Annotated in this window: 18 protein-coding genes; 8 read left to right on the top strand and 10 right to left on the bottom strand. The window is 66.8% G+C overall.

What is annotated here, in order from left to right:
* Positions 1 to 3 precede the first annotated feature (3 nt).
* From AC5Y42_RS19210 to AC5Y42_RS19190, 5 genes are all read right to left on the bottom strand, one after another.
* Entirely contained in the window at positions 4 to 894 is an 891-nt protein-coding gene (locus AC5Y42_RS19210; protein ID WP_499900154.1) for an enoyl-CoA hydratase/isomerase family protein, read from the bottom strand.
* Entirely contained in the window at positions 891 to 2408 is a 1518-nt protein-coding gene (gene fadD4 / locus AC5Y42_RS19205) for a fatty-acid--CoA ligase FadD4 (protein ID WP_499900153.1), read from the bottom strand. The genes AC5Y42_RS19210 and fadD4 overlap by 4 nt, the downstream gene beginning before the upstream one ends.
* 161 nt (positions 2409 to 2569) lie before the next feature.
* Positions 2570 to 4390, bottom strand: coding sequence for a phosphoenolpyruvate carboxykinase (GTP) (locus AC5Y42_RS19200; RefSeq protein WP_499900152.1), 1821 nt, complete (start codon positions 4388 to 4390; stop codon positions 2570 to 2572).
* 126 nt (positions 4391 to 4516) lie between these two features.
* The gene (locus AC5Y42_RS19195; protein ID WP_499900151.1) at positions 4517 to 6001 is read right to left on the bottom strand and encodes a hypothetical protein; all 1485 of its coding nucleotides are present in this window, start codon (positions 5999 to 6001) and stop codon (positions 4517 to 4519) included.
* Positions 5998 to 6951 carry a hypothetical protein gene (locus AC5Y42_RS19190; protein ID WP_499900150.1) on the bottom strand — a complete coding sequence of 318 codons (954 nt, stop codon included), beginning with the start codon at positions 6949 to 6951 and terminating at the stop codon, positions 5998 to 6000. The genes AC5Y42_RS19195 and AC5Y42_RS19190 overlap by 4 nt, the downstream gene beginning before the upstream one ends.
* Positions 6952 to 7148: 197 nt before the next feature.
* Here AC5Y42_RS19190 and trmB point away from each other — a divergent pair, with 197 nt between their 5' ends.
* Genes trmB through mmpL3 form a run of 3 tightly spaced genes read left to right on the top strand, consistent with a single transcriptional unit; the run spans position 7149 to position 11570 of the window.
* Positions 7149 to 7925 (top strand): tRNA (guanosine(46)-N7)-methyltransferase TrmB, encoded by a 777-nt coding sequence (gene trmB / locus AC5Y42_RS19185; RefSeq protein ID WP_499900178.1) that lies wholly within the window; start codon positions 7149 to 7151, stop codon positions 7923 to 7925.
* Entirely contained in the window at positions 7922 to 8611 is a 690-nt protein-coding gene (locus AC5Y42_RS19180) for an NYN domain-containing protein (protein WP_499900149.1), read from the top strand. The genes trmB and AC5Y42_RS19180 overlap by 4 nt, the downstream gene beginning before the upstream one ends.
* 49 nt (positions 8612 to 8660) lie before the next feature.
* Positions 8661 to 11570 carry a trehalose monomycolate exporter MmpL3 gene (mmpL3, locus tag AC5Y42_RS19175; protein ID WP_499900148.1) on the top strand — a complete coding sequence of 970 codons (2910 nt, stop codon included), beginning with the start codon at positions 8661 to 8663 and terminating at the stop codon, positions 11568 to 11570.
* Here mmpL3 and AC5Y42_RS19170 read toward each other — a convergent pair.
* A complete protein-coding gene (locus tag AC5Y42_RS19170) occupies positions 11567 to 12715 on the bottom strand; it encodes an AI-2E family transporter (RefSeq protein WP_499900147.1) in 1149 nt (382 codons plus the stop codon). The genes mmpL3 and AC5Y42_RS19170 overlap by 4 nt on opposite strands.
* 117 nt (positions 12716 to 12832) lie before the next feature.
* Here AC5Y42_RS19170 and AC5Y42_RS19165 point away from each other — a divergent pair, with 117 nt between their 5' ends.
* Positions 12833 to 14050, top strand: coding sequence for a lysylphosphatidylglycerol synthase transmembrane domain-containing protein (locus tag AC5Y42_RS19165; protein ID WP_499900146.1), 1218 nt, complete (start codon positions 12833 to 12835; stop codon positions 14048 to 14050).
* Between the two features lie 4 nt (positions 14051 to 14054).
* Here the strand turns inward: AC5Y42_RS19165 and AC5Y42_RS19160 are convergent, their stop codons facing one another.
* Positions 14055 to 14594 (bottom strand): hemophore, encoded by a 540-nt coding sequence (locus AC5Y42_RS19160; RefSeq protein WP_499900177.1) that lies wholly within the window; start codon positions 14592 to 14594, stop codon positions 14055 to 14057.
* Between the two features lie 216 nt (positions 14595 to 14810).
* On the opposite strand from AC5Y42_RS19160, the gene AC5Y42_RS19155 reads away from it, so the two are divergent.
* Genes AC5Y42_RS19155 through AC5Y42_RS19145 form a run of 3 tightly spaced genes read left to right on the top strand, consistent with a single transcriptional unit; the run spans position 14811 to position 18747 of the window.
* Positions 14811 to 17798, top strand: coding sequence for an MMPL family transporter (locus AC5Y42_RS19155; RefSeq protein WP_499900176.1), 2988 nt, complete (start codon positions 14811 to 14813; stop codon positions 17796 to 17798).
* A complete protein-coding gene (locus AC5Y42_RS19150; RefSeq protein ID WP_499900145.1) occupies positions 17795 to 18328 on the top strand; it encodes an XRE family transcriptional regulator in 534 nt (177 codons plus the stop codon). The genes AC5Y42_RS19155 and AC5Y42_RS19150 overlap by 4 nt, the downstream gene beginning before the upstream one ends.
* A complete protein-coding gene (locus AC5Y42_RS19145; protein ID WP_499900144.1) occupies positions 18328 to 18747 on the top strand; it encodes a CoA-binding protein in 420 nt (139 codons plus the stop codon). The genes AC5Y42_RS19150 and AC5Y42_RS19145 overlap by 1 nt, the downstream gene beginning before the upstream one ends.
* 18 nt (positions 18748 to 18765) lie before the next feature.
* On the opposite strand, the gene AC5Y42_RS19140 is transcribed toward AC5Y42_RS19145, so the two are convergent.
* Both AC5Y42_RS19140 and AC5Y42_RS19135 read right to left on the bottom strand, forming a co-directional pair.
* Entirely contained in the window at positions 18766 to 19455 is a 690-nt protein-coding gene (locus tag AC5Y42_RS19140; protein ID WP_499900143.1) for a hypothetical protein, read from the bottom strand.
* Positions 19452 to 20063 (bottom strand): hypothetical protein, encoded by a 612-nt coding sequence (locus AC5Y42_RS19135; protein WP_499900142.1) that lies wholly within the window; start codon positions 20061 to 20063, stop codon positions 19452 to 19454. The genes AC5Y42_RS19140 and AC5Y42_RS19135 overlap by 4 nt, the downstream gene beginning before the upstream one ends.
* A gap of 66 nt (positions 20064 to 20129) precedes the next feature.
* Between AC5Y42_RS19135 and AC5Y42_RS19130 the strand changes: the two genes are divergently transcribed.
* A complete protein-coding gene (locus AC5Y42_RS19130) occupies positions 20130 to 22115 on the top strand; it encodes a M13 family metallopeptidase (RefSeq protein WP_499900141.1) in 1986 nt (661 codons plus the stop codon).
* Positions 22116 to 22189: 74 nt separating this feature from the next.
* Here AC5Y42_RS19130 and AC5Y42_RS19125 read toward each other — a convergent pair whose 3' ends face one another.
* The gene (locus AC5Y42_RS19125; RefSeq protein ID WP_499900140.1) at positions 22190 to 23230 is read right to left on the bottom strand and encodes a L,D-transpeptidase; all 1041 of its coding nucleotides are present in this window, start codon (positions 23228 to 23230) and stop codon (positions 22190 to 22192) included.
* Positions 23231 to 23237: the final 7 nt, after the last annotated feature.

Here is a 23237-nt window from a genome sequence, read left to right as displayed (position 1 = left end):
GGGTTAGCCGACGGTATCTACTAGCCCCCATGTCAGCGCTGTCGCAGTGTCGATTGTCTGGCCGGACAGCACCAAATACGCTGTGCGCCAACGCCCGATCCGGCGCGTGATGCTGACGGTGCCGCCAGCGCCGGGGATCAGGCCGAGGGCCAGCTCGGGCAGCCCGAACACCGAATTCGGTTGCGCTTCAACTCGACCGCAGAACGCCGCCATCTCCAAACCACTGCCCAGTACCTGACCGTGCACCTCGGCCCGGCAGCGCGGACCGAGCCGGCTGGTTAGCGCATCGAGCACCAGGGCGGGACTGTGCCGGGTGCGGGCCAGGTGTGCGCTGGCCGGATCAGCGAACGTGCCGAATTCTGCGAGGTCGCCGCCACTGCAAAACGACGGCCCATTTCCGCTAAGTACCACCTCGTCAATTGACGGGTCGAGTTGCGCTACGGCCAGCGCCTCTAAGAGCGCGGCGCGGGCGTCGGTGGAAAACGCGTTGTGGCGCGACGGCCGGTTGAAGGCGATGCGCAGCGTATCGTCGTCGCGATCGGCCTGGACCGGGTCGGCAATGTCGGGCATCCGGGCGGGCCCCCGTTCGGCGAGCCAGCGGGTGAACTCCGGGCCGGACTGCAACGTGGAATAGGCCAGCGACTCGGTGACCACGCCGGCCAACGTCGGGCCGGCCGGGTCGATGGTTCGTAGTACGTCGTCGCATACCGCGGCGGCGAGCGGCCAGCGTTCCAGCCGCGCCGCGAGTTCGGTGACTGCAACCTCGACGGACGGCACAGTGATCACTCGTCGGTCGTCGCAGGGCTGCTCTGTCAGCGTGAAAGTCGCCTCGTCACTGGCACTTTCGCTGTTGCTGCCGACGACGATGCCGGAAGGCAACTCGACGAGCGTCACACCGAATACTTCTTGACCAGTTCGCCTTTGAACATTTTGCCGGTTTCGGTGCGCGGCAGCTGTTCCTCGAACGATACCGACCGTGGGCATTTGTAGTGCGACAGGCGATCTCGCAGCCAGGTCAGCAACTCGTCGGCGAACTGTTCGGTGGAATCGACTGGGTTGACCGTCTGCACCACCGCCTTGACGCTTTGACCCATCTCGACGTCGGGGATGCCGAAGACCGCCGCGTCAAGGACTTTGGGATGGGTGACGAGCAGGTTCTCGGCTTCTTGCGGGTAGATGTTCACTCCCCCGGAGATGATCATGTGGTGGCGGCGGTCGGTCAGATACAGGTAGCCTTCGTCGTCGAGGTAGCCGACGTCACCGACGGTCGCCCAACCGTGCTGGTCGCGCGACTTGGCCGTCTTGTCCGGGTCGTTGAGGTACTCGAAGGCGTTGCCGCCCTCGAAGTAGATTTCTCCGGCCTGATTCGGCGGCAACTCGTTGCCATTCTCGTCGAGGATGTGCACCACACACATCATCGGCTTGCCAACCGACCCGGGGTGAGCCAGCCATTCGTCGGCGCTGATCAGCGTCGAACCGTGCGCCTCGGAGGAGGCGTAGTACTCGTCGATGATCGGCCCCCACCAGTCGATCATCTGCTGCTTGATCTCCACTGGACAGGGCGCTGCCGCGTGCATCACGCGCTGCAGTGATGACATGTCGTACGAATTTCGCACAGCCGCAGGCAGTTTCATCATACGAGTAAAGTGTGCGGGAACGAACTGAGCGTGGGTGACCCGGTGGCGCTGGATGGCATCGAGGCAGCCTTCAGGATCGAATTTCTCCAACACTACTGTGGTGATGCCCGCCGCTTGCGCGCTCATCGACCACACTGACGGGGCGGTGTGATACAGCGGCGCTGGACTCAGGTAGACGGATTCGGGCGTCATCCAGACCTCCACCAGCATCGACATCATGCCGGGCGCCTCCGACGGCGGGACATGCGGCAGTACGCGTTTGATGCCTTTGGGCCGACCCGTGGTGCCCGACGAATACTGCAACAGATCACCTTCGATTTCGTCGGCGATCGGTGTATCCGGTTGATCAGCAACGCATTCCGGGTAGCGCTGCCAACCCTCGAGATCATCGTCAGCGATCAGCAGCAGGTCGGGCAGGCCGTCGGGTAAGTGCTCGGCCAGGTTCTCACACGTCTTGCGCAGCGCGGCCGAGCCGATGATCGCCTTGGCGGCGCTGTTGTCGACGATGTACGCAGCCTCCGGCGCGGTCAGGTGAGTGTTGATCGGTACGTAGTACAGGCCGCTGCGCCGAGCCGCCCACATAATCGCGTGGAGGTGCTCGTTGTTCTCCATGAGGATCGCGACGACGCCCCCTTCGGCCAGACCCGCCCGCCGGAAGTAGTGCGCCAATCGATTGGCGCGGGCCTCCAGCTCGTCGAAGGTGATGACCGTGCCGGACGGATGCAGGATGACAGCGGGTTTATGGACGCCGACGTGCTCGCGGATCTGCATGCGCAGACTGTACCGCCGTCAAACTTGACGGGTGTCAAGTGGTCGTGTCCACGCCGCGAGGGTGCATAGGCCCGGTGATTTCCCCGGCGTGTCGACCGGGGACACGCACGCTCGCGGGAAAAAGGGACAACGCACACTCGCGGGAAAAAGGGCGGGAAGCGTTAGCCCAGCCGCTGCTTGAGCGCCTCGAACTCGTCTTTGACGCCGGTCGGCAACTTCTCGCCGACGAACTCGAACCACTCTTCGATCATCGGCAGCTCTTCGCGCCATTCGTCGGCACTGACCGCCAACGCCCGGTCGACATCGGCGGCGTCGACATCCAACCCGTCCAGGTCGAGGTCCTCGGCCGTGGGAACGACGCCGATCGGGGTGTCCTGACCCCCGGCCTGGTGCTCGATGCGGTCGACGATCCACTTCAGCACCCGGCTGTTCTCGCCGAAGCCCGGCCAGAGGAACTTGCCGTCGTCGCCGCGGCGGAACCAGTTGACGAAGAACACCTTCGGCAGCTTGGAGTCATCAGAGTTCTTGCCGAGGTCCAGCCAGTGCTGGAAGTAGTCGCCGACGTGGTAGCCCAGGAACGGCAGCATCGCCATCGGGTCGCGTCGCACGGTGCCGACCTTGCCCTCGGCGGCGGCGGTCTGCTCGCTGCCCATGGTGGCGCCCATGAACACACCGTGCTGCCAGTCGCGGGCCTCGGTCACCAGCGGCACCGTGGTCTTGCGGCGGGCGCCGAACAGGATGCCCGAGATCGGCACGCCCTGCGGGTCGTCCCACTCCGGTGCCAGGATGGGACACTGCGACATCGGCGTGCAGTACCGCGAATTCGGGTGGGCGGCTTTGGTTTCCGTCTCGCGGATAACCCAGTCGTTGCCCTTCCAGTCGATCAGGTGATCCGGCTCGCCCTCCAGGCCTTCCCACCACACGTCGTTGTCGTCGGTGAGCGCGACGTTGGTGAAGACGGTGTTGCCGCCCTCGATGGTGCGCATGGCGTTGGGGTTGGACTTCCAGTTGGTGCCGGGCGCGACCCCGAAGAAGCCGAACTCGGGATTAACCGCATAGAGCCGGCCGTCCTTGCCGAACCGCATCCAGGCGATGTCGTCGCCGAGCGTCTCCGCACGCCAGCCCGGAATGGTCGGCTGCAGCATCGCCAGGTTGGTCTTGCCGCACGCCGACGGGAACGCGGCGGCGAAGTAGTACGCCTTGTTCTCCGGCGAGATCAGCTTGAGGATCAGCATGTGCTCAGCCAGCCAGCCCTCGTCGTGGGCCATCGCCGAGGCGATCCGCAGCGAGTAGCACTTCTTGCCCAGCAGCGCGTTGCCGCCATAACCCGAGCCATAGCTCCAGATCTCCCGAGTCTCCGGGAAATGGGTGATGTATTTGGTGTCGTTGCAGGGCCACGGCACGTCCTTTTGGCCGGGCTCCAGCGGTGCGCCGACGGAATGCAGCGCCTTGACGAAGAAGCCGTCGTCGCCCAGCTTCTCGAGCGCGGCCTTACCCATCCGGGTCATCACCTTCATTGAGATCACGACGTACTCGGAGTCCGTGATCTCCACGCCGAGCTTGGGGTCGTCGGCGCCGAGCGGACCCATGCAGAATGGCACCACCCACATGGTGCGACCGCGCATGCAGCCGCGGTAGAGCGGGGTCATGGTCGAGCGCATCTCCGCGGGATCCATCCAGTTGTTGGTCGGGCCGGCGCCTTCCTTGCGCTCCGAGCAGATGAAGGTCCGGGATTCGACCCGCGCCACGTCGGACGGATCTGAGAGCGCCAAGTACGAATTGGGGTGCTTCTTCTCGTTCAGCTTCTTCAACGTGCCGGCCTCGACCAGTTGCTCGGCCAGCCGCAGCCACTCCTCGTCGGAGCCGTCGGCGAACACCACCCGCTCAGGCTCGGTGAGCTCGGCGACCTCCGCCACCCAGGACAGCAGGCCCTGGTGGTTTGTCGGCGCGGTATCCAGACCGGGAATGGTCGCTGAGGTCATCGAAATCTCCTGCACTCTTCTGCGTTGATGTTGCGCAGCTGGTTTGCGGTAGTCCTTAATACAGGTTATCGCGGGCCGTATACCCAAAAAGGCGCGGGCGTGTATCAGCTAGCTCACGGGAACGATTCAGATCGCCTCATCTGCCACAGCCGTGGGCACCGATACCGTCTCCACTGGCCTCTGATGCGGTTCACCCAGTTCGTCGCGGATCGCTTCCAGCGCCGCTCGCAGCGTCGGCATTTCCCGGTCCCGCAGGGCGGCCGCCCTCGCCGCGACGACGGCATGCTCGCGCAGTTCGGCGTCGATGCCGCCGATCTGATCGGCCAGCCGGGTGCTTTCCGCCTCGTCGTATTCACTGAGCGCGGCGCTCAGCGCGGATTCGGCGGCCAGTACCCGGGTAGCGACCAACTGCTCGACCCCGGACCGCAGCGAACCCGTCGCCTCGCCGACCCAGCGGTCGAGCACCGCGCGATCAGCCAGCAGGCCACGAGTGCCCACCACCAGAACAGTTACCGCCAGTCCGACCACCACACAGCCGGCCGCGCCGGCGGCGGTCAGACCCGGAGCCAAGTCGACCAGCAGCCGGCTCAGCGTCAGCGCCACCCCCAACCCGAAGCCGGCGCCCAACAGCAGCATCAGCCGGGTTTCCAGCCGCCGCGACTTCAACGGCGGCGCCGGAATGTCGATCTCGGGCAGCGCGCTGGGCGGTGGTTCCACTGCCAGCTTCAGCACGTGGGCGACATCGGTCAGATGCGTCGTGATGCCCTCGTCCACCTCGGTAACCACCTCTTCGATGCGGTCGCGGGCATAGGCGTCGAACTCGGGCAGTTTGCGCCGGGTCAGCGCGGCCGCATCCTCCTGCAGCTCCGAACGCACCGATGCGCAGCGGTTGCGAGCGAAATAGGCCAGCTGGACCCGGGCCTGTTGGGTCTGGCTGCGCAGCGCGATGCTGCGCTCGGATTTGGTCAGCCGCCGTTCCCGCAGCAGCGTGTTGCGCTGCTCGCGCAGGTTGTCGACACGCGCGCGCCGACCCGCGCCCTCGGCCTCCCGCTCATACCGGCAGGCGACCGTTTGCAACCGGGATTCCCAGGCCCGCAACCGGTTTCGTCGCGCAATAGCCGGGGCGGCAAGTTGCTCGTCGACCGCGGCAACCAGCTCGTCGACGCGTGCAGCACCGCATTCCGGCGCTGCGGCCGCTCCTACCCAAGGCACCCGGCAATAGCGCGGCGCGTGCTCCGCCAACGCGTCACGGTTGTCGGCCAGCGTCTCGCGCCAGTTGCGGTGCCGGTCGATCTTGGACACCACAGCGATCACCACGTCGGTGTCAGCCGCGGCGGCATCAAGCAGTGCACAGTCGGATCCGGTCAACGCGGCGGCCGCGGACACGACGAACACCACGGCCGTCGGCGCCTCCCCCGCGGTCAGGTCCGTGGGCTCGACAAATGTGTGCCGGGGCAACCGTTGGCGCAGCGCGGCGAGCACGCCGCTGACGCCGGCGAGCCACGGACCGGTGACCAGCACGGCGTCGCGGCGCTCAACAACGGGAGCAGTCAGCCGCGGACTGATGGCGCCAACCAATGCATCCACCTCGACAACCGGGTCGCGGGTCATGCGCGCCCAGCCTGTGACCACAGCCGCAACGAGCCCTTGGCGATGTCGGCGCCGCAGGCGCGGTGGGTGCTCGCCACCGGACCCCGGCCGTACCGTTGCCAGCGCACCGCGCGCCGCAGGTGCGCTGCGGGGCTGTCGCACCGGTCGACGTGCAGGCCGGCGGCCTCGACGACGTCGATCGCGGCAGCCATCCGGGCGATCACCGTCTGATCGCGGGCCAAAAACGCGGCAACCGACGAGTCGGTGACGGCCATCGCCTCCAAGTCGGCGATGGCGTCGAGCAACCGCTGATACCGCACCTCGGCGCCGGCGGCCGCGACGGCGTCGACGACGGCGTCGATGCGGCTCAGCCGGCGCAGCCTGTTCTGGACTGACGCGACTCCGGAGTCGATGGCGGCGGTCGCCCGGATGACGCCGAAGAGGTCGAGCGTGTCCACCAGCCGCCGCCGAAGCTGCACGGGCAGCGGGTGGGCGGCGGCCAGGAAACTGTCCGGCGAACTCACGTCGGCCGGCTCCCCGGCCAGCAGCCGCAGCGCGGCCCACATCGTGTCGTCCAGCAAGCCGTCGAGTACGGCGACGGCCAGCACTGCCACCATGGGCTCGACGGGTACTCCCAGCGCAGCGGTTGGTCCGGCGGCGATGTCGGTCTTGTTGAGCACCGCCAGCACCGGCCGGCGCGCGGCCGCGACGGCGTCGCGGTCCTCAGGTTTGACCACCTCGGCGATGACGTAGACCTGCAGGTCCGCATCGCCCTGCGACGCTGTCACGGCGATACCGGCGCGGGTGAGGGCCCGCGCGACAGTCCGGCGACCCACTCCGCGGCGCCCGCAGACGACCACCCGGACCGGTGCATCGAGCCGCTCGGCGATTCCCGCGCATCGATCGTCGTCGGTCTGGGCGGTGTATCGCGCCAGCTCGTCGACGAAATCCCGGTACCGCTGTCCGATCATGTCCGCCTGCTACATCAGATTGTCTGGTTGCCCGTCGATTGCCCGGCCTGCCATTCTGGCCGAGCGGGGGTGAGGAACCGGCGCGCAGGACCTTATCGAATGGTGGCATCTGCGTCGCCGTGCCGCGAGCCACCCGCCACGGTAGAAGGCAACTGTTGGGTATCAATCTGCACCACGGACGGCTACCTGATGGGTTTATGGGTAACCATGGACAAATGCAGGCACAGCCCGGGGTAGAGGCACGCCCCGATACGGCGGTGTCAGCGCAGCGCACGACCGGCAACTATCCCCGCACGACCAGTTTCCGCACCCGGCGTTCGGCTCTCAGCAACGCCCAGCAGCGGACCTGGGAGCGGCTCTGGCCGGAACTCGGCATGGCCGCCCGCGGCCCGGACGGCCCGGCCGCACAGTTGGATGTCGGCGCCTGGTTCGGGCGTGAAGCCCCGGTGGTTCTGGAGATCGGTTGCGGCACTGGGACTTCCACGCTCGCGATGGCACAGGAAGAGCCGGACGTCGATGTGATCGCAGTCGAGGTGTACCGCCGTGGCCTGGCGCAGCTGTTGAGTGCGATCGAACGCGAGAATGTCACCAACATCCGATTGATCCGCGGAGACGCCGTCGACGTACTGGACCATCTCGTCGCCCCTGCCGCGCTCGCCGGGGTGCGGGTGTTCTTCCCGGATCCGTGGCCCAAGGCCCGCCACCACAAGCGCCGGCTCCTGCAACCGGCCACGGTGGCCCTGATCGCCGATCGACTGCGTCCGGGCGGCGTGCTGCATGCGGCGACCGATCACCCTGGCTACGCCGAGCAGATCGGCGAGGTCGGCGACGCCGAACCACGGCTGCACCGGCTGCGTCCCGACACCCCGGGCCTGCCGATCTCGGTTGTTCGGCCGATCACCAAATACGAGACCAAGGCCCGCGACGCCGGCAGCGCCGTGACCGAGTTGGTCTGGGAAAGACGCCAACCATGAGCGTGACGGAACAAGCCGGCACCGAGACACCTGACCCGGTCACGCCCGGCGGCGTGGCACCGGCCGCATCGCGGGTGCTGCTGGTGTGGGATGCACCCAACCTGGACATGGGCCTGGGTTCCATCCTGGGCCGCCGGCCCACTGCACTGGAACGGCCCCGTTTCGACGCGCTCGGCCGCTGGTTACTCTCCCGCACCGCCGATGTGACCGCCGGTGGTGAAGACGGCTCGGCTGAACCCGAAGCCACCGTCTTCACCAACATCGCGCCGGGCAGCGCCGAAGTGGTCCGGCCATGGGTCGATGCGCTGCGCAACGTGGGGTTCGCCGTCTTCGCCAAGCCGAAGATCGACGAGGACAGCGACGTCGACAGCGATATGCTCCACCACATCGCGCAGCGCCGCGGCGAGGGGCTTGCGGCACTGATGGTGGCGTCCGCGGACGGCCAAGCTTTCCGCCAGCCGCTGGAAGAGATCGCCCGCGACGGGGTTCCCGTTCAAGTGCTCGGATTTCGCGAACATGCGAGTTGGGCGTTAGCGTCGGATACCTTGGAGTTCGTCGACCTGGAGGACATACCTGGTGTTTTCCGGGAGTCGCTACCGCGAATCGGACTGGATTCGCTGCCTGACCAGGGGGCGTGGCTGCAGCCGTTCCGGCCGCTGTCGTCGCTACTGACCTCGCGTGTGTGACAACTCAAAAGCAATGCGCGGGTCGTCGCAGATCCAGTAAGGAGCTTACGTGTTCGCCTGGTGGGGTCGAACTGTCTACCGCTACCGATTCATCGTAATCGGGGTCATGGTGGCGTTGTGCCTCGGCGGCGGCATTTTCGGGATGAGTCTCGGTAAGCACGTCACCCAGAGCGGGTTCTACGACGAGGGCAGCCAGTCGGTGCAGGCGTCAATCCACGGCGACGAGGCGTACGGGCGCGACCGCACCAGCCACGTTGTTGCCGTTTTCACGGCGCCCAAGGGTAAGACCGTCGACGACAAGCAGTGGTTCGACAGCATCAAAAACGGGCTCAACAAGGTCAAAAGCGACCACCCGGACCAGGTGCTCAGTTGGGTGGGATACTTCACCAACCCCGAGGCGCTGCACAATATGGCCGACGCCGACAAACAGCATGCCTTCGTGTCCATTCAGCTCAAGGGCGACGACGACGACACCATCCTGAAGAATTACCAGGCCGTCGAGCCGAGTCTGCAAAAGCTCGACGGCGGCACAGTCAAACTGGCCGGTTTGCAACCGATCGCCGACGCATTGACCGGCACCATCGCCACCGACCAGACGCGGATGGAAGTCCTGGCGCTGCCCCTGGTGGCGGTGGTGCTGTTCTTCGTGTTCGGCGGGGTGGTCGCCGCCGGCCTGCCGGTGATGGTCGGCGGTTTGAGCATCGCGGGGGCGACGGGCATCCTGCGGTTGGTCACCCTCTTCGGGCCGGTGAACTTCTTCGCCCAGCCGGTCATCAGCATGGTCGGTTTGGCTCTCGCTATCGACTACGGGCTGTTCATGGTGAGCCGCTTCCGCGAGGAGATCGCCGAAGGCTACGACACCGAGGCCGCGGTGCGGCGCAGTGTGATGACCGCCGGTCGGACCGTGGTGTTCTCCGCGGTAGTGATCATCGTCTCGGGCGCCGCACTGCTCGTGCTGCCGCAGGGCTTCGTGAAGGGGCTGACCTACGCCATCTTCGCGGCGGTGGGGCTGGCGGCGCTGCTGTCGATCACGCTGCTGCCGGCCTGCCTGGGCGTGCTGGGCCCCCACGTCGACGCGCTCGGGGTGCGAACCCTGTTGCGGGTGCCGTTCTTCCGTAACTGGAAGCCGATGAACTGGTGGCTGAACTTCCTGGCCGAGAAGACCCAGAAGACGAAGACGCGCGAGGAAGTCGAGGGCGAGTTCTGGGGCAAGCTGGTCAACATTGTGATGAAGCGGCCGCTGGCGTTCGCCGTCCCGATCGTGGTCGCGATGATCCTGTTGATCATCCCGTTGGGCAAGCTGTCCTTCGGCGGCATGAGCGAGAAGTACCTGCCACCGGACAACTCCGCCCGAGTGGCCCAAGAGCAGTTCGACAAGATCTTCCCGGGATTCCGCACCGAGAAGCTGACGCTGGTGATCGAATCCGACAACCACAAGGACGTCACCAACCAGCAGGTCGCCGACGTCCGCAACAAGGCGATGGCGATCAGCGGGTTCGTCAAGCCCGACAACAATCCGGCCGACATGTGGAAGGAACGCCCCGAGCTCCCGGGCGCGTCGAAGGACAAGTCGGTGCGGGTGATCGAAAATGGCCTGATCACCCGCAACGACGCCGCGCAGAAGATCAAGGACCTGCGGGCGATCCCCGCCCCCAAAGGGCTCAAGCTCCTGGTCGGCGGCACCCCCGCGCTCGAGCAGGACAGCATCCACGCTTTGTCCGCCAAGGGCCCACTGATGCTGGTGATCCTGCTGACCACCACCACCCTGTTGATGTTCCTGGCGTTCGGGTCGGTGGTGCTGCCACTCAAGGCCACGGTGATGAGCGCGTTGACGCTCGGGTCCACGCTGGGCATCCTGACCTGGATCTTTGTCGACGGGCACGGTGCGGGGTTGCTGAACTTCACCCCCACGCCGTTGATGGTGATCATCATCGCGCTGGTGGTCGCGGTGGGCTGGGGCTTGGCCACCGACTACGAGGTATTCCTGGTCTCCCGGATGGTGGAGGCGCGGGAATCCGGGATGTCCACTTCGGAGGCGATTCGGATCGGCACGGCGACCACTGGACGGCTGATCACCGCGGCGGCGCTGATCATGGCCGTGGTCGCCGGCTCGTTCGTGTTCTCCGACCTGGTAATGATGAAATACCTGGCGTTCGGCTTGGTGGCGGCCCTGCTGCTGGACGCGACCGTGGTGCGGATGTTCCTGGTGCCGGCGGTGATGAAGTTGCTCGGCGATGACTGTTGGTGGGCACCTCGGTGGATGAAGCGGCTGCAGAACCGCCTGGGGCTCGGTGAGATCCACCTGCCCGCCGAGCGCAAACGACCGACTCGTCGACCCCAACAGGCCCCCGTCGCGGCGCTCGTCCCGGCTGCCGCAAAACCTCGCCCCCCGCACGATCCCACCCACCCGGTGGAAGGGCCTGCCCGTCGGCGTCCGCCCGTCCGGCCGGATCAGCGGCCGCCGGTTGCAGAGGCACCGTCGACCGCCAGTACCACCCGGATGCGAGTTCCGGAGCCGGACAACTCAGACGAGCCGGCGACGACCCGCATCCCCAAGCCCAGGGATGGCGCGCCCGCTTCCGCCCGCGGCGGCGAACACCCACCCGCATCGACCGGCAGGCCCGCCACGAGCGAACCGCCCGCCGGTGCGGGAGATCGCGAGATCGAATCCTGGCTCAACGAGCTGCGTGGCCCGAAACAAGCTGAGCAGCAAGCTGATTCGCGCGACACTGGCAATGCCACGCCGGTGCCGCCGGACCGGCCCGTCGAGGAGGCATCCTCCGACGAAGGTGATACCACCACCGCCATCCCGATCGCGCCACCGGATGACAGCGATTCCGACGCGGCAACCGAGAAGCTGAATTCTCGCGGTGCGGATTCCCCCAACGCCGACCGGCCCCGACGCCGTGGCGGCGGTCTCAGCGCGCAGGATCTGCTGCGCCGCGAAGGACGGTTCTAGCTCGAGCGGTCGGTCGCCGACTCGGCTTCGACGTCGTCGGGTTCGGCCTCCATGATCGCGTCGCCGTTCTCGGTGAGCTCGTCGGCCTCCTCCGACGGTTCCCGGGCGAGCAGCACTTTGAAAGCGTTATTGAGGAACGCCACCGTCGGGACAGACAGCAGCGCGCCGACGATCCCGGCCAGCACCCCGCCGGTGGAGATCGCCAACACGATCGCCAGCGGATGGATCGCTACCGCTCGCCCCATCACCAGCGGCTGCAGGATGTGCGCCTCGAGTTGGTTGACCCCGACGATGATGCCCAAAGTGATCAGCGCGTAGACGAATCCCTTGGCGAGCAGCGCCACCACGACGGCCAGAAAGCCACTGATTACGGCACCGATCAGCGGAATGAAGGCGCCGAGGAACACCAGCGAGGCCAACGGAAGAGCCAGCGGCACACCCAGGATCGCCAGCCCGATGCCCACGCCCGCCGCGTCGACCAACGCCACCAGCGAGGTGCCGCGTACGTAACCGATCAGCGACCCGTATCCGGCCAGCCCGGCGGCGCGTACCCGGTCGCGCGCGCTGACCGGGAAGATCTTGGTGACGTACTGCCAGATGTTGCGGCCGCCGTAGAGGAAGAAGATCAGCGTGAACAGCATCATCAGCCCGGCGGTGACGATCTCGGTGAGGGTCGCCGCTGTGGACAACGCGCCGCTGGTCAGCTTCGCCTGGTTGTTCTGCAGCGTCTCGATCGCGGTGTTGCCTGCGTTGTCAATTTGCTGACGGCTCACATGCAGGGGGCCTTCGATCAGCCATTTGCGAGTGGAGTCAATGCTTTGGGTGACCCGGTCGATCAAATCCGGCAGTCCGATGACGAACTGGGTGATGACGAACGACAGAATGCCGCCCAGAATCGCAAAGCCGCTCAGCAACACCAGCGTCACCCCGGCGCCGCGTGGCACGCGCCGGCGATCCAACCAATCCACCGCCGGCACCAGCAGAGCGCTGAGCATCAACGCCAGCAGCACCGGGACGACGATGATTTCCAGCTTTTTGACGACCCAGAGGAACGCGACAACGGCGGCCAGGATGACCAATAATCGCCAGGCCCAGGCGGCTGTCTTGCGGACGAGGGGCTCAACCGAGTCGTCGATCGACGGCATGCCGGTAAGCGTAACCGTCGATCCACCGCAGCAGCCTGCTAACAAACCGGTGCCGATGGCGACACGGCCCGCCGCGGCGGCGAACATGGTGTCACCTGCGCGGCTACCCTAAACCACGTGTCGCACGACGCACCGTCCAAAACCGTCGACGGTCAGCAGCAACTGCCGGGCCACGGCAAGTATTGGTGGCTTCGTTGGGTGGTCCTGGGCATCGTCGCGATCGTGCTCGCCGTCGAAGTGGTGCTGGTCTGGGACCAGTTGGCCAAGGCATGGAAGAGCCTTTACACAGCCAAGTGGTGGTGGCTGCTGGCCGCCGCGGTCGCAGCCGGTGCGTCGATGCACAGCTTCGCGCAGATCCAACGCACGCTGCTGAGATCCGCCGGAGTGCACGTCAGACAATGGCGGTCGGAAGCCGCGTTCTACGCCGCCAACTCGCTGAGCACCACGCTGCCCGGTGGGCCGGTGCTGTCAGCCACGTTTTTGCTACGGCAGCAACGGCTTTGGGGGGCTTCGACGGTAGTGGCGTCGTGGCAGCTGGTGATGTCGGGCGTACTGCAGGCGGTGGGGCTGGCGCTGCTCGGTCTGGGTGGCGCCTTCTTCCTGGGCGCGAAGAACAACCCGTTCTCGTTGCTGTTCACGCTCGGCGGCTTCGTCGCCTTGCTGCTGCTCGCCCAGGCGGTGGCATCGCGGCCGGAACTGATCGACGGCATCGGCGCCCGGGTGTTGTCCTGGATCAACTCGGTGCGCGGCAAGCCGGCCGACACCGGCCTGAACAAGTGGCGCGAGACGCTGCACCAGTTGGAATCTGTCAGTCTGAGCCGCCGCGACCTTTCCCTGGCGTTCGGTTGGTCGCTGTTCAACTGGATCGCCGACGTGGCCTGTCTGGGCTTCGCCGCCTACGCCGCCGGCGGCAATGCGTCGGTGGCCGGACTGACCGTCGCCTACGCCGCTGCCCGCGCGGTCGGCACCATACCGCTGCTGCCCGGTGGACTGTTGGTGGTCGAAGCGGTTCTGGTGCCCGGCCTGGTATCCAGCGGCATGACGCTGCCCACCGCGATTTCAGCGATGCTGATCTACCGGCTGATCAGCTGGTTGTTGCTGGCCGCAATCGGCTGGGTGGCGTTCTTCTTCATGTTCCGCACCGAGAACGAGGCCGACCCTGACGCGTTGGAAACGAACGCCGAAACCGAAACCACAACCGACGCTCAGGCTCACAGCGGGCCGGCGACACCGCAAAACGGAACCTCGCTCGCCGATCCGTCCGACAACGCACTGCAAGGCCCGCTGCCCCCGCTGGAGCAGCACGGCAATAACCCGATGCGAAACGAGGGCTGAGCGGCTATCTGCCCGGGGTTGACGGCGGCGGGGGCGGACCCGGAAGCGGTCCCGTCGCCGCCGGAACCGTGCCCTGCATCCCGGCGACCGCCTGCGCCGCTGCACCTCCCGGCAAGCCGCCGGGCAGCCCACCCGGAAGCCCGCCCTGCGCAGCCTGCATGGCCCCGAGCACCTGCGGGATCGAAATCGGCAGCTTGCACCTTGTCGATAAGCCGGTGAGCGGCTGCGAGATCGACGCCAAATCGCCGGCCACCTTGGGATTGGCTTCGAAGTAGGTCTTCAGCGACGTGACCGATTGGGGTCCGGCGGGCTGCTGCATGATCGTGGTCATCGCCTGGTTGGTCTCCGGGTGTGAATCCAGATAGTCACCAGCGGACTTCGCCACGGAACTGACCGTCCGGGCCATCTCGCTGGCAGCGCAGGGATCCGCGGCACCGACCGCCGACGGCACAGCCAACGCCACCGCCGCGGTCCCGCCCAGCGCAGTGGCGGTCAGCACGCCCAGCAGGCTGCGGCGCAGTGTGCTCCCAGGCAGGAAAGTCATCGATAACTCCTCGACGTCGGCGATCAGCCGACATCCTGCCATCGGGTGCGGCGGCCCGGCCAATTCGCACGGCTGAGAGGCTGCTGTGGATTGGCGCCCGTTGCCGAGTTGTTGCTGCTCAGAGACCGCCAAGCCGCAAAACATTACCCCATGCTGCGGTAGGCTCGCCAGCACGCAACGCGGGAGAATGCGGGGAGACAAGAAATCCAGCAATTCATAATGCGCCTCAGCAGTAACCTGCGCCGATTCCGCTGGTTGGTCTTCACGGGTTGGTTGCTGGCGCTGATCCCCGCGATCTATCTGACGGTGACCGAATCGGGTCACCTCACCGGCGGCGGCTTCGAGGTGGCCGGCTCACAGTCGCTGAGCGTCCATGACGAACTCGAGGCACATTACCCCGACCAGGGCGCATCACCGCTGGCGCTGGTGGCCGCGCCGCGCGCGGACGCCAGCTACCAAGACATGAACGACGCGGTCGCGATGCTGAAGCGGGTCGCCGGCGAAGTGGCCGACGTGGCGATCGTGCCCAACCCCACCCAGCGGGCGCCGCAGCCAGACCGTCCCTATGTGGTGTCGCTGCGACTGGACGCCAACAACACCGGCGCCAGCGCCAGTGACGCCGCCAAGAAGCTGCGCACCAAAGTCGGTGTTCACGGCGACCGGTCCGGACAGATCGAGAACGGCCGGGTGCGCCTCTATGTCATCGGCCAGGGTGCGCTCAGCACGGCCGCGGCGGCCAACACCAAACACGACATCGCCGCCGCCGAGCGATGGAATCTGCCGATCATCCTGATCGTGCTGCTCGCGGTGTTCGGTTCGCTTGCGGCCGCGGCGATCCCGCTGGCACTCGGCATCTGCACGGTCGCCATCACGATGGGCCTGGTCTATCTGCTGTCGGCCTACACCACGATGTCGGTATTCGTCACCTCGACGGTGTCGATGTTCGGCATCGCGCTGGCCGTCGACTATTCACTGTTCATCTTGATGCGCTTCCGCGAGGAACTGCGGGCCGGACGTCAACCGCAGGAGGCCGTCGACGCGGCGATGGGCACCTCGGGACTGGCAGTGGTGCTGTCCGGCATGACGGTCATCGCCTCGTTGACCGGGATCTACCTGATCGACACCCCGGCGCTGGCGTCGATGGCGACGGGCGCGATCCTTGCGGTCGCGGTGGCGATGCTGACCTCGACCACCATGACGCCGGCGGTATTGGCGACGTTCGGGCGGGCGGCCGCCAAGAGATCCGCGGCGCTGCACTGGTCGCGGCGACCCGAGACCACGGTGTCACGGTTCTGGACCCTCTGGATCGGTTGGGTGATGCGCCGGCCGTGGGCATCGGCGTTGGCCGCATCGGCGGTCCTCATCGCGATGGCGGCGCCGGCGCTGTCGATGATTTTGGGCAACAGCCTGCTGCGGCAGTTCGACTCGTCGCATGAGATCCGCGCCGGCGTTGCGGGGGCAGCCGAAGCGCTGGGACCCGGCGCGCTGGGCCCGGTGCAGGTGCTGGTGACCTTCCCGAACGGGGATGCGTCCTCGCCGGGCCACAGCCAGGCACTCGGGGCGATCCGCCACGAGCTTGCGCAGGCCCCCGATGTCGTCACCGTGGCACCGCCGGTGTTCGCCGACAACAACAGCAGCGCGATGCTCTCTGCCGTGTTGTCGGTCGACCCCGAGAGTCTGGCGGCCCGCAACACCATCGACTGGATGCGGACCCAGTTGTCCCGCCTGCCCGAGGTCGGTTCGGCACAAGTCGACGTCGGCGGCCCGACCGCGCTGATCAAAGATTTCGACGACCAGGTGTCGAAGACGCAGCCGCTGGTGCTGGTGTTCGTCGCACTGATCGCGTTCGTCATGCTGCTGGTGTCGATCCAGTCGGTGTTGTTGGCCTTCAAAGGCGTGCTGATGACCGTGTTGTCGGTGGCGGCCGCCTACGGCAGCCTGGTGATGGTTTTTCAGTGGGGCTGGCTGGAACAGCTCGGCTTCACACCGATCACCTCGATCGACAGCACAGTTCCGCCCCTGGTCCTGGCGATGACCTTCGGCTTGTCGATGGACTACGAGATCTTCTTGCTGACCCGGATCCGGGAACGCTTCCTACAGACCGGCAACACCCATGACGCGGTGGCCTACGGGGTGAGCACCAGCGCGCGCACCATCACCAGCGCGGCGCTGATCATGATCGCGGTGTTCATCGGTTTCGCGTTCGCCGGCATGCCGCTGGTCGCCGAGATCGGGGTGGCGTGCGCGGTTGCGATCGCGGTGGATGCCACCGTGGTGCGGCTGGTGATGGTCCCGGCGCTGATGGCGATGTTCGACCAGTGGAACTGGTGGCTGCCCGCCTGGTTGCACCGCATCCTGCCGTCGGTGGACTTCGAAAAGCCGCTGCCGATGGTCGATCTGGGCGACGTCGTGATGATCCCCGACGACATCTCCGCGCCGGTGGTGCCCGGCGCTGACCTGCGCATGGTGCTCAAGTCCGCGGCCAAACTCAAGAACCTTGCCCCCGATGCGATCTGCGTGGCCGACCCGCTGGCGTTCACCGGAAGCGGGCGCGGCGGCGAGCTACGGGGACGGGTTAAAGGTGGCGACGACGCGTCCGCCAACCGGACCGCTCTGGTTACCGCAGCCGCCGGCAACGGTGGATCGAGGGCCCGCAAATTCGTCGGCGGCCTGGCGTCCCGCAACGGCGTCCGGGCGGCGCCGCGGGCGGTACGCCCGGTGCACCCGGTCACGGTGTGGCGCGGCCGGCTCTCGGTGGCGCTGGACGCATTGCAAACCGAAGCCTCCGACAGCGACGTCGAACAGCCGGTGTGCGAGCGTCGCAGCCCGGTGGAAACCACTCACGTGCAGCTGCCCACCGGCGACCGCCTGCAAATCCCGACCGGCGCCGAAACACTGCGTTTCAAGGGCTACCTGATCATGTCCCGCAACAGCAGCCGCGACTACGTCGAATTTGCTGAGCTGGTCGAGGTGATGGAGCCTGAAACGGCCGCGGTGGTGCTGGCCGGGATGGACAGGTACTACGGTTGTCAATCAGCCAGGCGGCAATGGATCGCTACCCAGTTGGTGCGTCGGCTCGCGGATCCACATCCCGCCGATGTCGACGAGGACGGTTGGCCGGACCCGGATGGGAAGGCAGACTGGGAGAAGGTCAGAGCGCGCTGCCTGTCGGTGGCGGTAGCAATGCTGGAGGATGCGAGGTGACGTTGGCAGCGGACCGACGCCCCGGGCCGGCGCCACGTCGGCCCGCCGCCGACCGCGGTCCGGTGTCGCAGCCGCGTGGCGGCGCCTCTCAAGCCGATCAGCCGGTCGAGTTCTGGTCCACTTCGGCGATCAGTTCGGCGCTGGAAAGCGGCGATATCGCGACCTGGAAACAAATCGCCGTCGCTCTCAAACGTGACCCGTACGGCCGGACGGCCCGCCAGGTCGAAGAGGTGCTGGAGCGCTCGCGTCCCTACGGGATAGCCAAGGCGCTCGCCGAGGTGCTGGAGCGCGCCCGCGCTCACCTGGAGGCCAACGAGCGTAAGGAAGTCGCCCGCCACGTGCAGGTGCTGGTCGAGCGATCCGGGCTCGAACAAGACGAATTCGCGTCGCGCATCGGCGTACCCGTCGACGAGTTCGCCGGCTATCTCGATGCCGCGGACAGCCCGTCGGCGTCGCTGATGATCCGGATGCGCCGGCTGTCCGACCGGTTTGCCAATGCGCGTACGCGTCGGCCGCCTGGAAACAACTGATGACCGGTCAACCCGATGCCGCCACGTTGCGACGCATCCTGCAGGACACCCAGACGATCGCGGTGGTCGGGGCATCGGCCAACCACAGCCGACCCAGCTATGAGATCTACTCGTATCTGATCTCGACCGGCCAGTATCAAGTGTTTCCAGTCAACCCGACTATCACGGAGATCGACGGCGCCCGGGTCTATCCGCGCCTGTCCGACCTGCCGGTAGTGCCCGACATGGTCGACGTCTTCCGCCGCCTCGAGGAGTTGCCCGCCGTACTGGCCGACACGCTCGCTCTGCAACCACGCCCAAAAATCCTGTGGCTGCAGCAGGGTTTGTGGCATGAGCAGGTGGGCCGAGACGCCGCGGCCGCTGGGCTGCAAGTCGTGATGGACCGTTGCCTGATGGTCGAGCACGCGCGCCTGCGCTGACGCCGGCGTCGGTTGCCGCTAGCGGGGGTTGATCGGGGCCAAATCGAGCACCAGCCAGCGGCCGCTGTCCTTGGTGAGGGCAACCTGCAGGGCACGTCTGCCACGGCTGGGCTCCTCCCCCGGTGCGCTCTGGGTCACTCGCAGGATCACCGCCACCACAGCGCGCGACGGCCCGATCGCCTCGACGCCGGCCGACAGCGTCTGAGCCTGCGCAGTGACATGGCGGTGTTTCACGTCTTCGGTGGCCTTCAGGTATTGCTCCTTGAGCCCACCAGCCTTGTCGGGCACCATCATCGCTGTCGCGCGATCGATCGAGGCGTTGGGCGCACCCGGGGTGAACGACCCCGTCGCCTCGGCCAGTCCGGTCGCGATCGCCACCACCTCGGTCGCGTCGTGTTTGAGGTCGCGGTCCGGCACGGTCCAGCGGGTATACCCGACCACGACGGCGGCCACCAACGCAGCGGCACATACGCCCGCCACGGCCAGTCGCAGCCCGGGCCCGTCGTCGTCGGTGCCGACGGTGACCGAATCACGGCGCAGCAGCACAAAGTTGACCACCACGCCCTCGACGATCAACAGCACCAGTACCGAGCACGCCGATACCCACCACAGCGGCCAGCCGAGAACAACCCCGATCATCAGCAGCGCGCCGATCGCGGCCACCGGTGCTGCCACATCGAACGCCAATAGCCGCCACGTATTCCTCATCGAATCGACTCCAGGCGTGAGATCAGCAGCTTGCCGTCCACGTCAGAGACGCCGAGCCGCAGACTCCAGGGGACGATCCGCGGCTTGCCGCCCGTGTTCTCGCTGACCGACGTGGCGACCACCATGACCGAGTCGGTGCGCGTGGCCATGCCGGCCGGCAGCGGTTCAGCCGGCGGGCGGGTGCCGGGCTGGGCGTCCGGGTCGTGGTGTACCGCTTCGATCGCGATGGTCTCGATCTGGCCGGCGCTGCGGGTCTGCAGTTTCTGCACCACTTGGCGGTAGGGCTGGATCGCGGAGTCGAAGTCGACGTTGAGTTGGCCGACGGTGCCGTCGTGTAGCCGTTGCAGGCTGGAGTCGACGTTGTCGGTGTTCATGTTGATCAGCACCCCGGTCCAATCCGCGGCTGTCTGCAGAACCCGGCTCTGATGGTGGCGCTCGTCGAGGTCACCGCGGTGTGCAGACCAGATGAGGGCGCCCAGCACGATCGCCGCGACCGACAGCACACCCAACACCGCCGATGCCATGCCGTAGGCCGAGAAGACCGGCCCACTCGACGGTTCGGCTGTCTCGTCGGCGGCCGTCGGCTCGGTCTGCTCCCCGTCGGGCATGGCCGTGAGGCTACCGGGCGCCGGCAGCCGCCCGGCCACCGCCGCTGAAGATGGAAGGATGGCGGGGTGACGGTAGAAGCCATCCGCTCGGGTATCGACCTGAGCCACGTCGACGCCAACGCCCGCCCCCAAGACGACCTGTTCGGTCACGTCAACGGCCGCTGGCTGGACGAATATCGCATCCCGGCCGACCGCGCCACCGACGGCGCCTTTCGCTCACTGTTCGACCGGGCCGAGGTCCAGGTCCGTGACCTGATCGCGGAGGCCGGTGAAACCGGCGCGGCCGCCGGCTCCGATGAACAACGCATCGGCGACCTCTACGCCGGCTTTCTCGACGAGGACGCGGTGGAACGCCGCGGCGTGGCGCCGCTGCTCGACGAGTTGGCCGGGATTGACGAGGCCGCCGACCCCGACGCGCTGGCGGCCCTCGTCGGCGCGTTGCAGCGCACCGGCGTGGGCGGCGGGGCCGGCATGTACATCGACACCGATTCGAAGAATTCGACCCGTTACCTGATGCACGTCACCCAGTCGGGCATCGGGTTGCCCGACGAGTCCTACTACCGCGACGAGCAGCACGCCGAGCTGCTGGCCGCCTACCCTGGCCACATCGCGCGGATGTTCGCGCTGGTGTACGGCGGGGATTCGGCGGAGCACGCTGAGACCGCCGCCCGGATCGTGGCCCTGGAGACCAAACTCGCCACCGCGCACTGGGACGTGGTCAAACGCCGCGACGCCGAGCTCACCTACAACCTGCGCACGCTGGCTGATCTAGAGACGCAGGCACCGGGCTTCGGTTGGGCCGGCTGGGTGGGCGGGCTGGGCAGCACGCCCGAGCAAGGCACCGAACTCGTTGTGCGCCAACCGGATTACCTGACCGCGTTGGCGGCACTGTGGCGCAGTGAGGAGTTTGACGACTGGAAGCGGTGGGCGCGCTGGCGGTTGATTCATTCCCGCGCCGGACTGCTCACCGATGCGCTGGTGCGCGAGGACTTCGCGTTCTACGGCCGCAGGCTGACTGGGGCCGAGGAGATCCGGGAGCGCTGGAAGCGCGGCGTGTCGCTGGTGGAAGGCCTCTTGGGCGACATCGTCGGGAAGCTTTACGTGCAGCGGCATTTCCCACCAGACGCCAAGGCCCGCATCGATGCGCTGGTGCACAACCTGCGCGAGGCGTATCGGATCAGCATCACCAACCTGGACTGGATGACACCGCAGACCCGGCAACGCGCGCTGGACAAGCTGGACAAGTTCACCGCCAAGGTCGGCTACCCGAAGAAATGGCGCGACTACTCGACGCTGGTGATCGATCGCGACGACCTCTACGGCAGCTACCGCCGCGGTTATGCGGTCAACCATGACCGCGAACTGGCCAAGCTCGGCGGTCCGGTCGATCGCGACGAATGGTTCATGACACCGCAGACCGTCAACGCCTACTACAACCCGGGGATGAATGAAATCGTCTTCCCGGCAGGAATTTTGCAGCCGCCGTTTTTTGACCCCGGGGCCGACGACGCCGCCAACTACGGCGGTATCGGCGCGGTGATCGGCCACGAGATCGGCCACGGCTTCGACGACCAGGGCGCCAAGTACGACGGCGACGGCAACCTGGTCGACTGGTGGACCGACGACGACCGCAGCGAGTTCGGCGCGCGCACCGGGGCACTGATCGAGCAGTACGAGGTCTACACACCCCGCGGGCTCGACGATGGCCACCACGTGAACGGCGCGTTCACCGTCGGGGAGAACATCGGCGATCTGGGCGGGCTGTCAATCGCGCTGCTGGCCTATGAGTTGTCGCTGAACGGCCAACCCGCCCCGGTGATTGACGGGCTGACCGGTGTGCAGCGGGTGTTCTTCGGCTGGGCGCAGGTATGGCGGGCCAAATCACGTGACGCCGAAGCGATCCGGCGCCTGGCGATCGACCCGCACTCCCCGCCGGAGTTTCGCTGCAACGGCGTGATCCGCAACCTCGACGCGTTTTACGACGCCTTCGATGTGGCCGACAACGACGCGCTGTACCTGGACCCGGCCCGCCGGGTGCGCATCTGGAACTGACTACTGATCGCGAAAGTGCAACTACCGACGCGTTTTACGAGTAACGCCGTCGGTAGTTGCACTTTCGCGACGAGCTAGAGCTGCCAGTCATTGGAGCCGTCGTTCTTGCTGTAGGTACCGACGGAGTTCTTCACCACGATGGGATCACCGGTGCCGAAGTTGTCGAAGAACCACTTGGCGTTGGACGGGCTGATGTTGATGCAGCCGTGGCTGACATTTCGCTTGCCCTGATCGGCCACCGACCACGGCGCGCTGTGGACGAAATCACCGCTGTTGTCGAACATGACGGCGTTCTCGACATCCACCTTGTAGCCGTAGGTCGAGTTGACCGGCACCCCATACGTGGTGGAATCCATCACCATCTTGGCCTTCTTGTCGAGCACGTAATAGGTGCCGTTGGCCGTGTGGTGGCCGCCGGCCGCCATCCCCATCGACATCGGAATGGTTTTCTCCACGGTCCCGTTCCGCGTGACGGTCATCGTGTGAGTGGCGTCGTCGGCTGTCGCCACCAGCGCGTCGCCGGTGTGGAAGTCCGACGTGGTTCCAGCGGCATCGATGTGCACGTTGGTGTGGGCCGGCCAGAAGTTGATCGGGCGCCAGCGCACTTGGCTGGGGGTCATCCAGTAGAACTTGCCGGGCACCGGCGGGGTCGACGAGATGTGGATCGCCTGCTCGGCCATCGGCTTGTCGGCGATCGGCCGCTGGAAGTTGATGATGATCGGCTGGGCCACCCCCACCATCGAGCCGCTGACCGGGGTGAAGGTCGGCGGCAGGAACGGCGGCTGGCCGGTGAACGGCTCTGGGTTCTGCCCGGCTGCCGGGCCGGCGGGCGTCGCAGCCGGTGCTGGCGCCCCTGCCGGGGAGGCCGGCGGCGGTGCCGCGAGCGGGTCCGCGGGTGGTGGCGCCGGCGCGTCTGGCGGCGGGGGCGGCGCGAACGGATCGGCCCAGGGCGGCGGGGGGGCCGGCGCGTCGGCCGGCGCGGCATCGACCGCGGCCGGATCGGGTGGCGGCTGGTCGGGGTCGGCCAATGCCGAACCACTGCCCAGCGTCAGCGCAGCGGCCATCCCGGCCGTGCTGACAGCGGCGACGAGAAACCGCCTCGTGCGTCGCGACATATGCATA

This window comes from Mycobacterium sp. NGS48, assembly GCF_059812585.1.
The sequence above is the reverse complement of the archived record's forward strand: the minus strand, read 5'-3'. Positions and strand labels throughout refer to the sequence as shown.

Bases quoted from the DNA above. Each gene is read 5' to 3' on its own strand.
- fadD4 (WP_499900153.1), bottom strand. From the start codon at position 2,408: ATGCAGATCCGCGAGCACGTCGGCGTCCATAAACCCGCTGTCATCCTG.
- AC5Y42_RS19180 (WP_499900149.1), top strand. From the start codon at position 7,922: ATGAGCGTGACGGAACAAGCCGGCACCGAGACACCTGACCCGGTCACG.
- AC5Y42_RS19170 (WP_499900147.1), bottom strand. From the start codon at position 12,715: ATGCCGTCGATCGACGACTCGGTTGAGCCCCTCGTCCGCAAGACAGCC.
- AC5Y42_RS19160 (WP_499900177.1), bottom strand. From the start codon at position 14,594: ATGACTTTCCTGCCTGGGAGCACACTGCGCCGCAGCCTGCTGGGCGTG.
- AC5Y42_RS19140 (WP_499900143.1), bottom strand. From the start codon at position 19,455: ATGAGGAATACGTGGCGGCTATTGGCGTTCGATGTGGCAGCACCGGTG.
- AC5Y42_RS19145 (WP_499900144.1), top strand. From the start codon at position 18,328: ATGACCGGTCAACCCGATGCCGCCACGTTGCGACGCATCCTGCAGGAC.
- AC5Y42_RS19200 (WP_499900152.1), bottom strand. From the start codon at position 4,390: ATGACCTCAGCGACCATTCCCGGTCTGGATACCGCGCCGACAAACCAC.
- AC5Y42_RS19190 (WP_499900150.1), bottom strand. From the start codon at position 6,951: ATGATCGGACAGCGGTACCGGGATTTCGTCGACGAGCTGGCGCGATAC.
- AC5Y42_RS19135 (WP_499900142.1), bottom strand. From the start codon at position 20,063: ATGCCCGACGGGGAGCAGACCGAGCCGACGGCCGCCGACGAGACAGCC.
- AC5Y42_RS19125 (WP_499900140.1), bottom strand. From the start codon at position 23,230: ATGTCGCGACGCACGAGGCGGTTTCTCGTCGCCGCTGTCAGCACGGCC.
- AC5Y42_RS19195 (WP_499900151.1), bottom strand. From the start codon at position 6,001: ATGACCCGCGACCCGGTTGTCGAGGTGGATGCATTGGTTGGCGCCATC.
- trmB (WP_499900178.1), top strand. From the start codon at position 7,149: ATGGGTAACCATGGACAAATGCAGGCACAGCCCGGGGTAGAGGCACGC.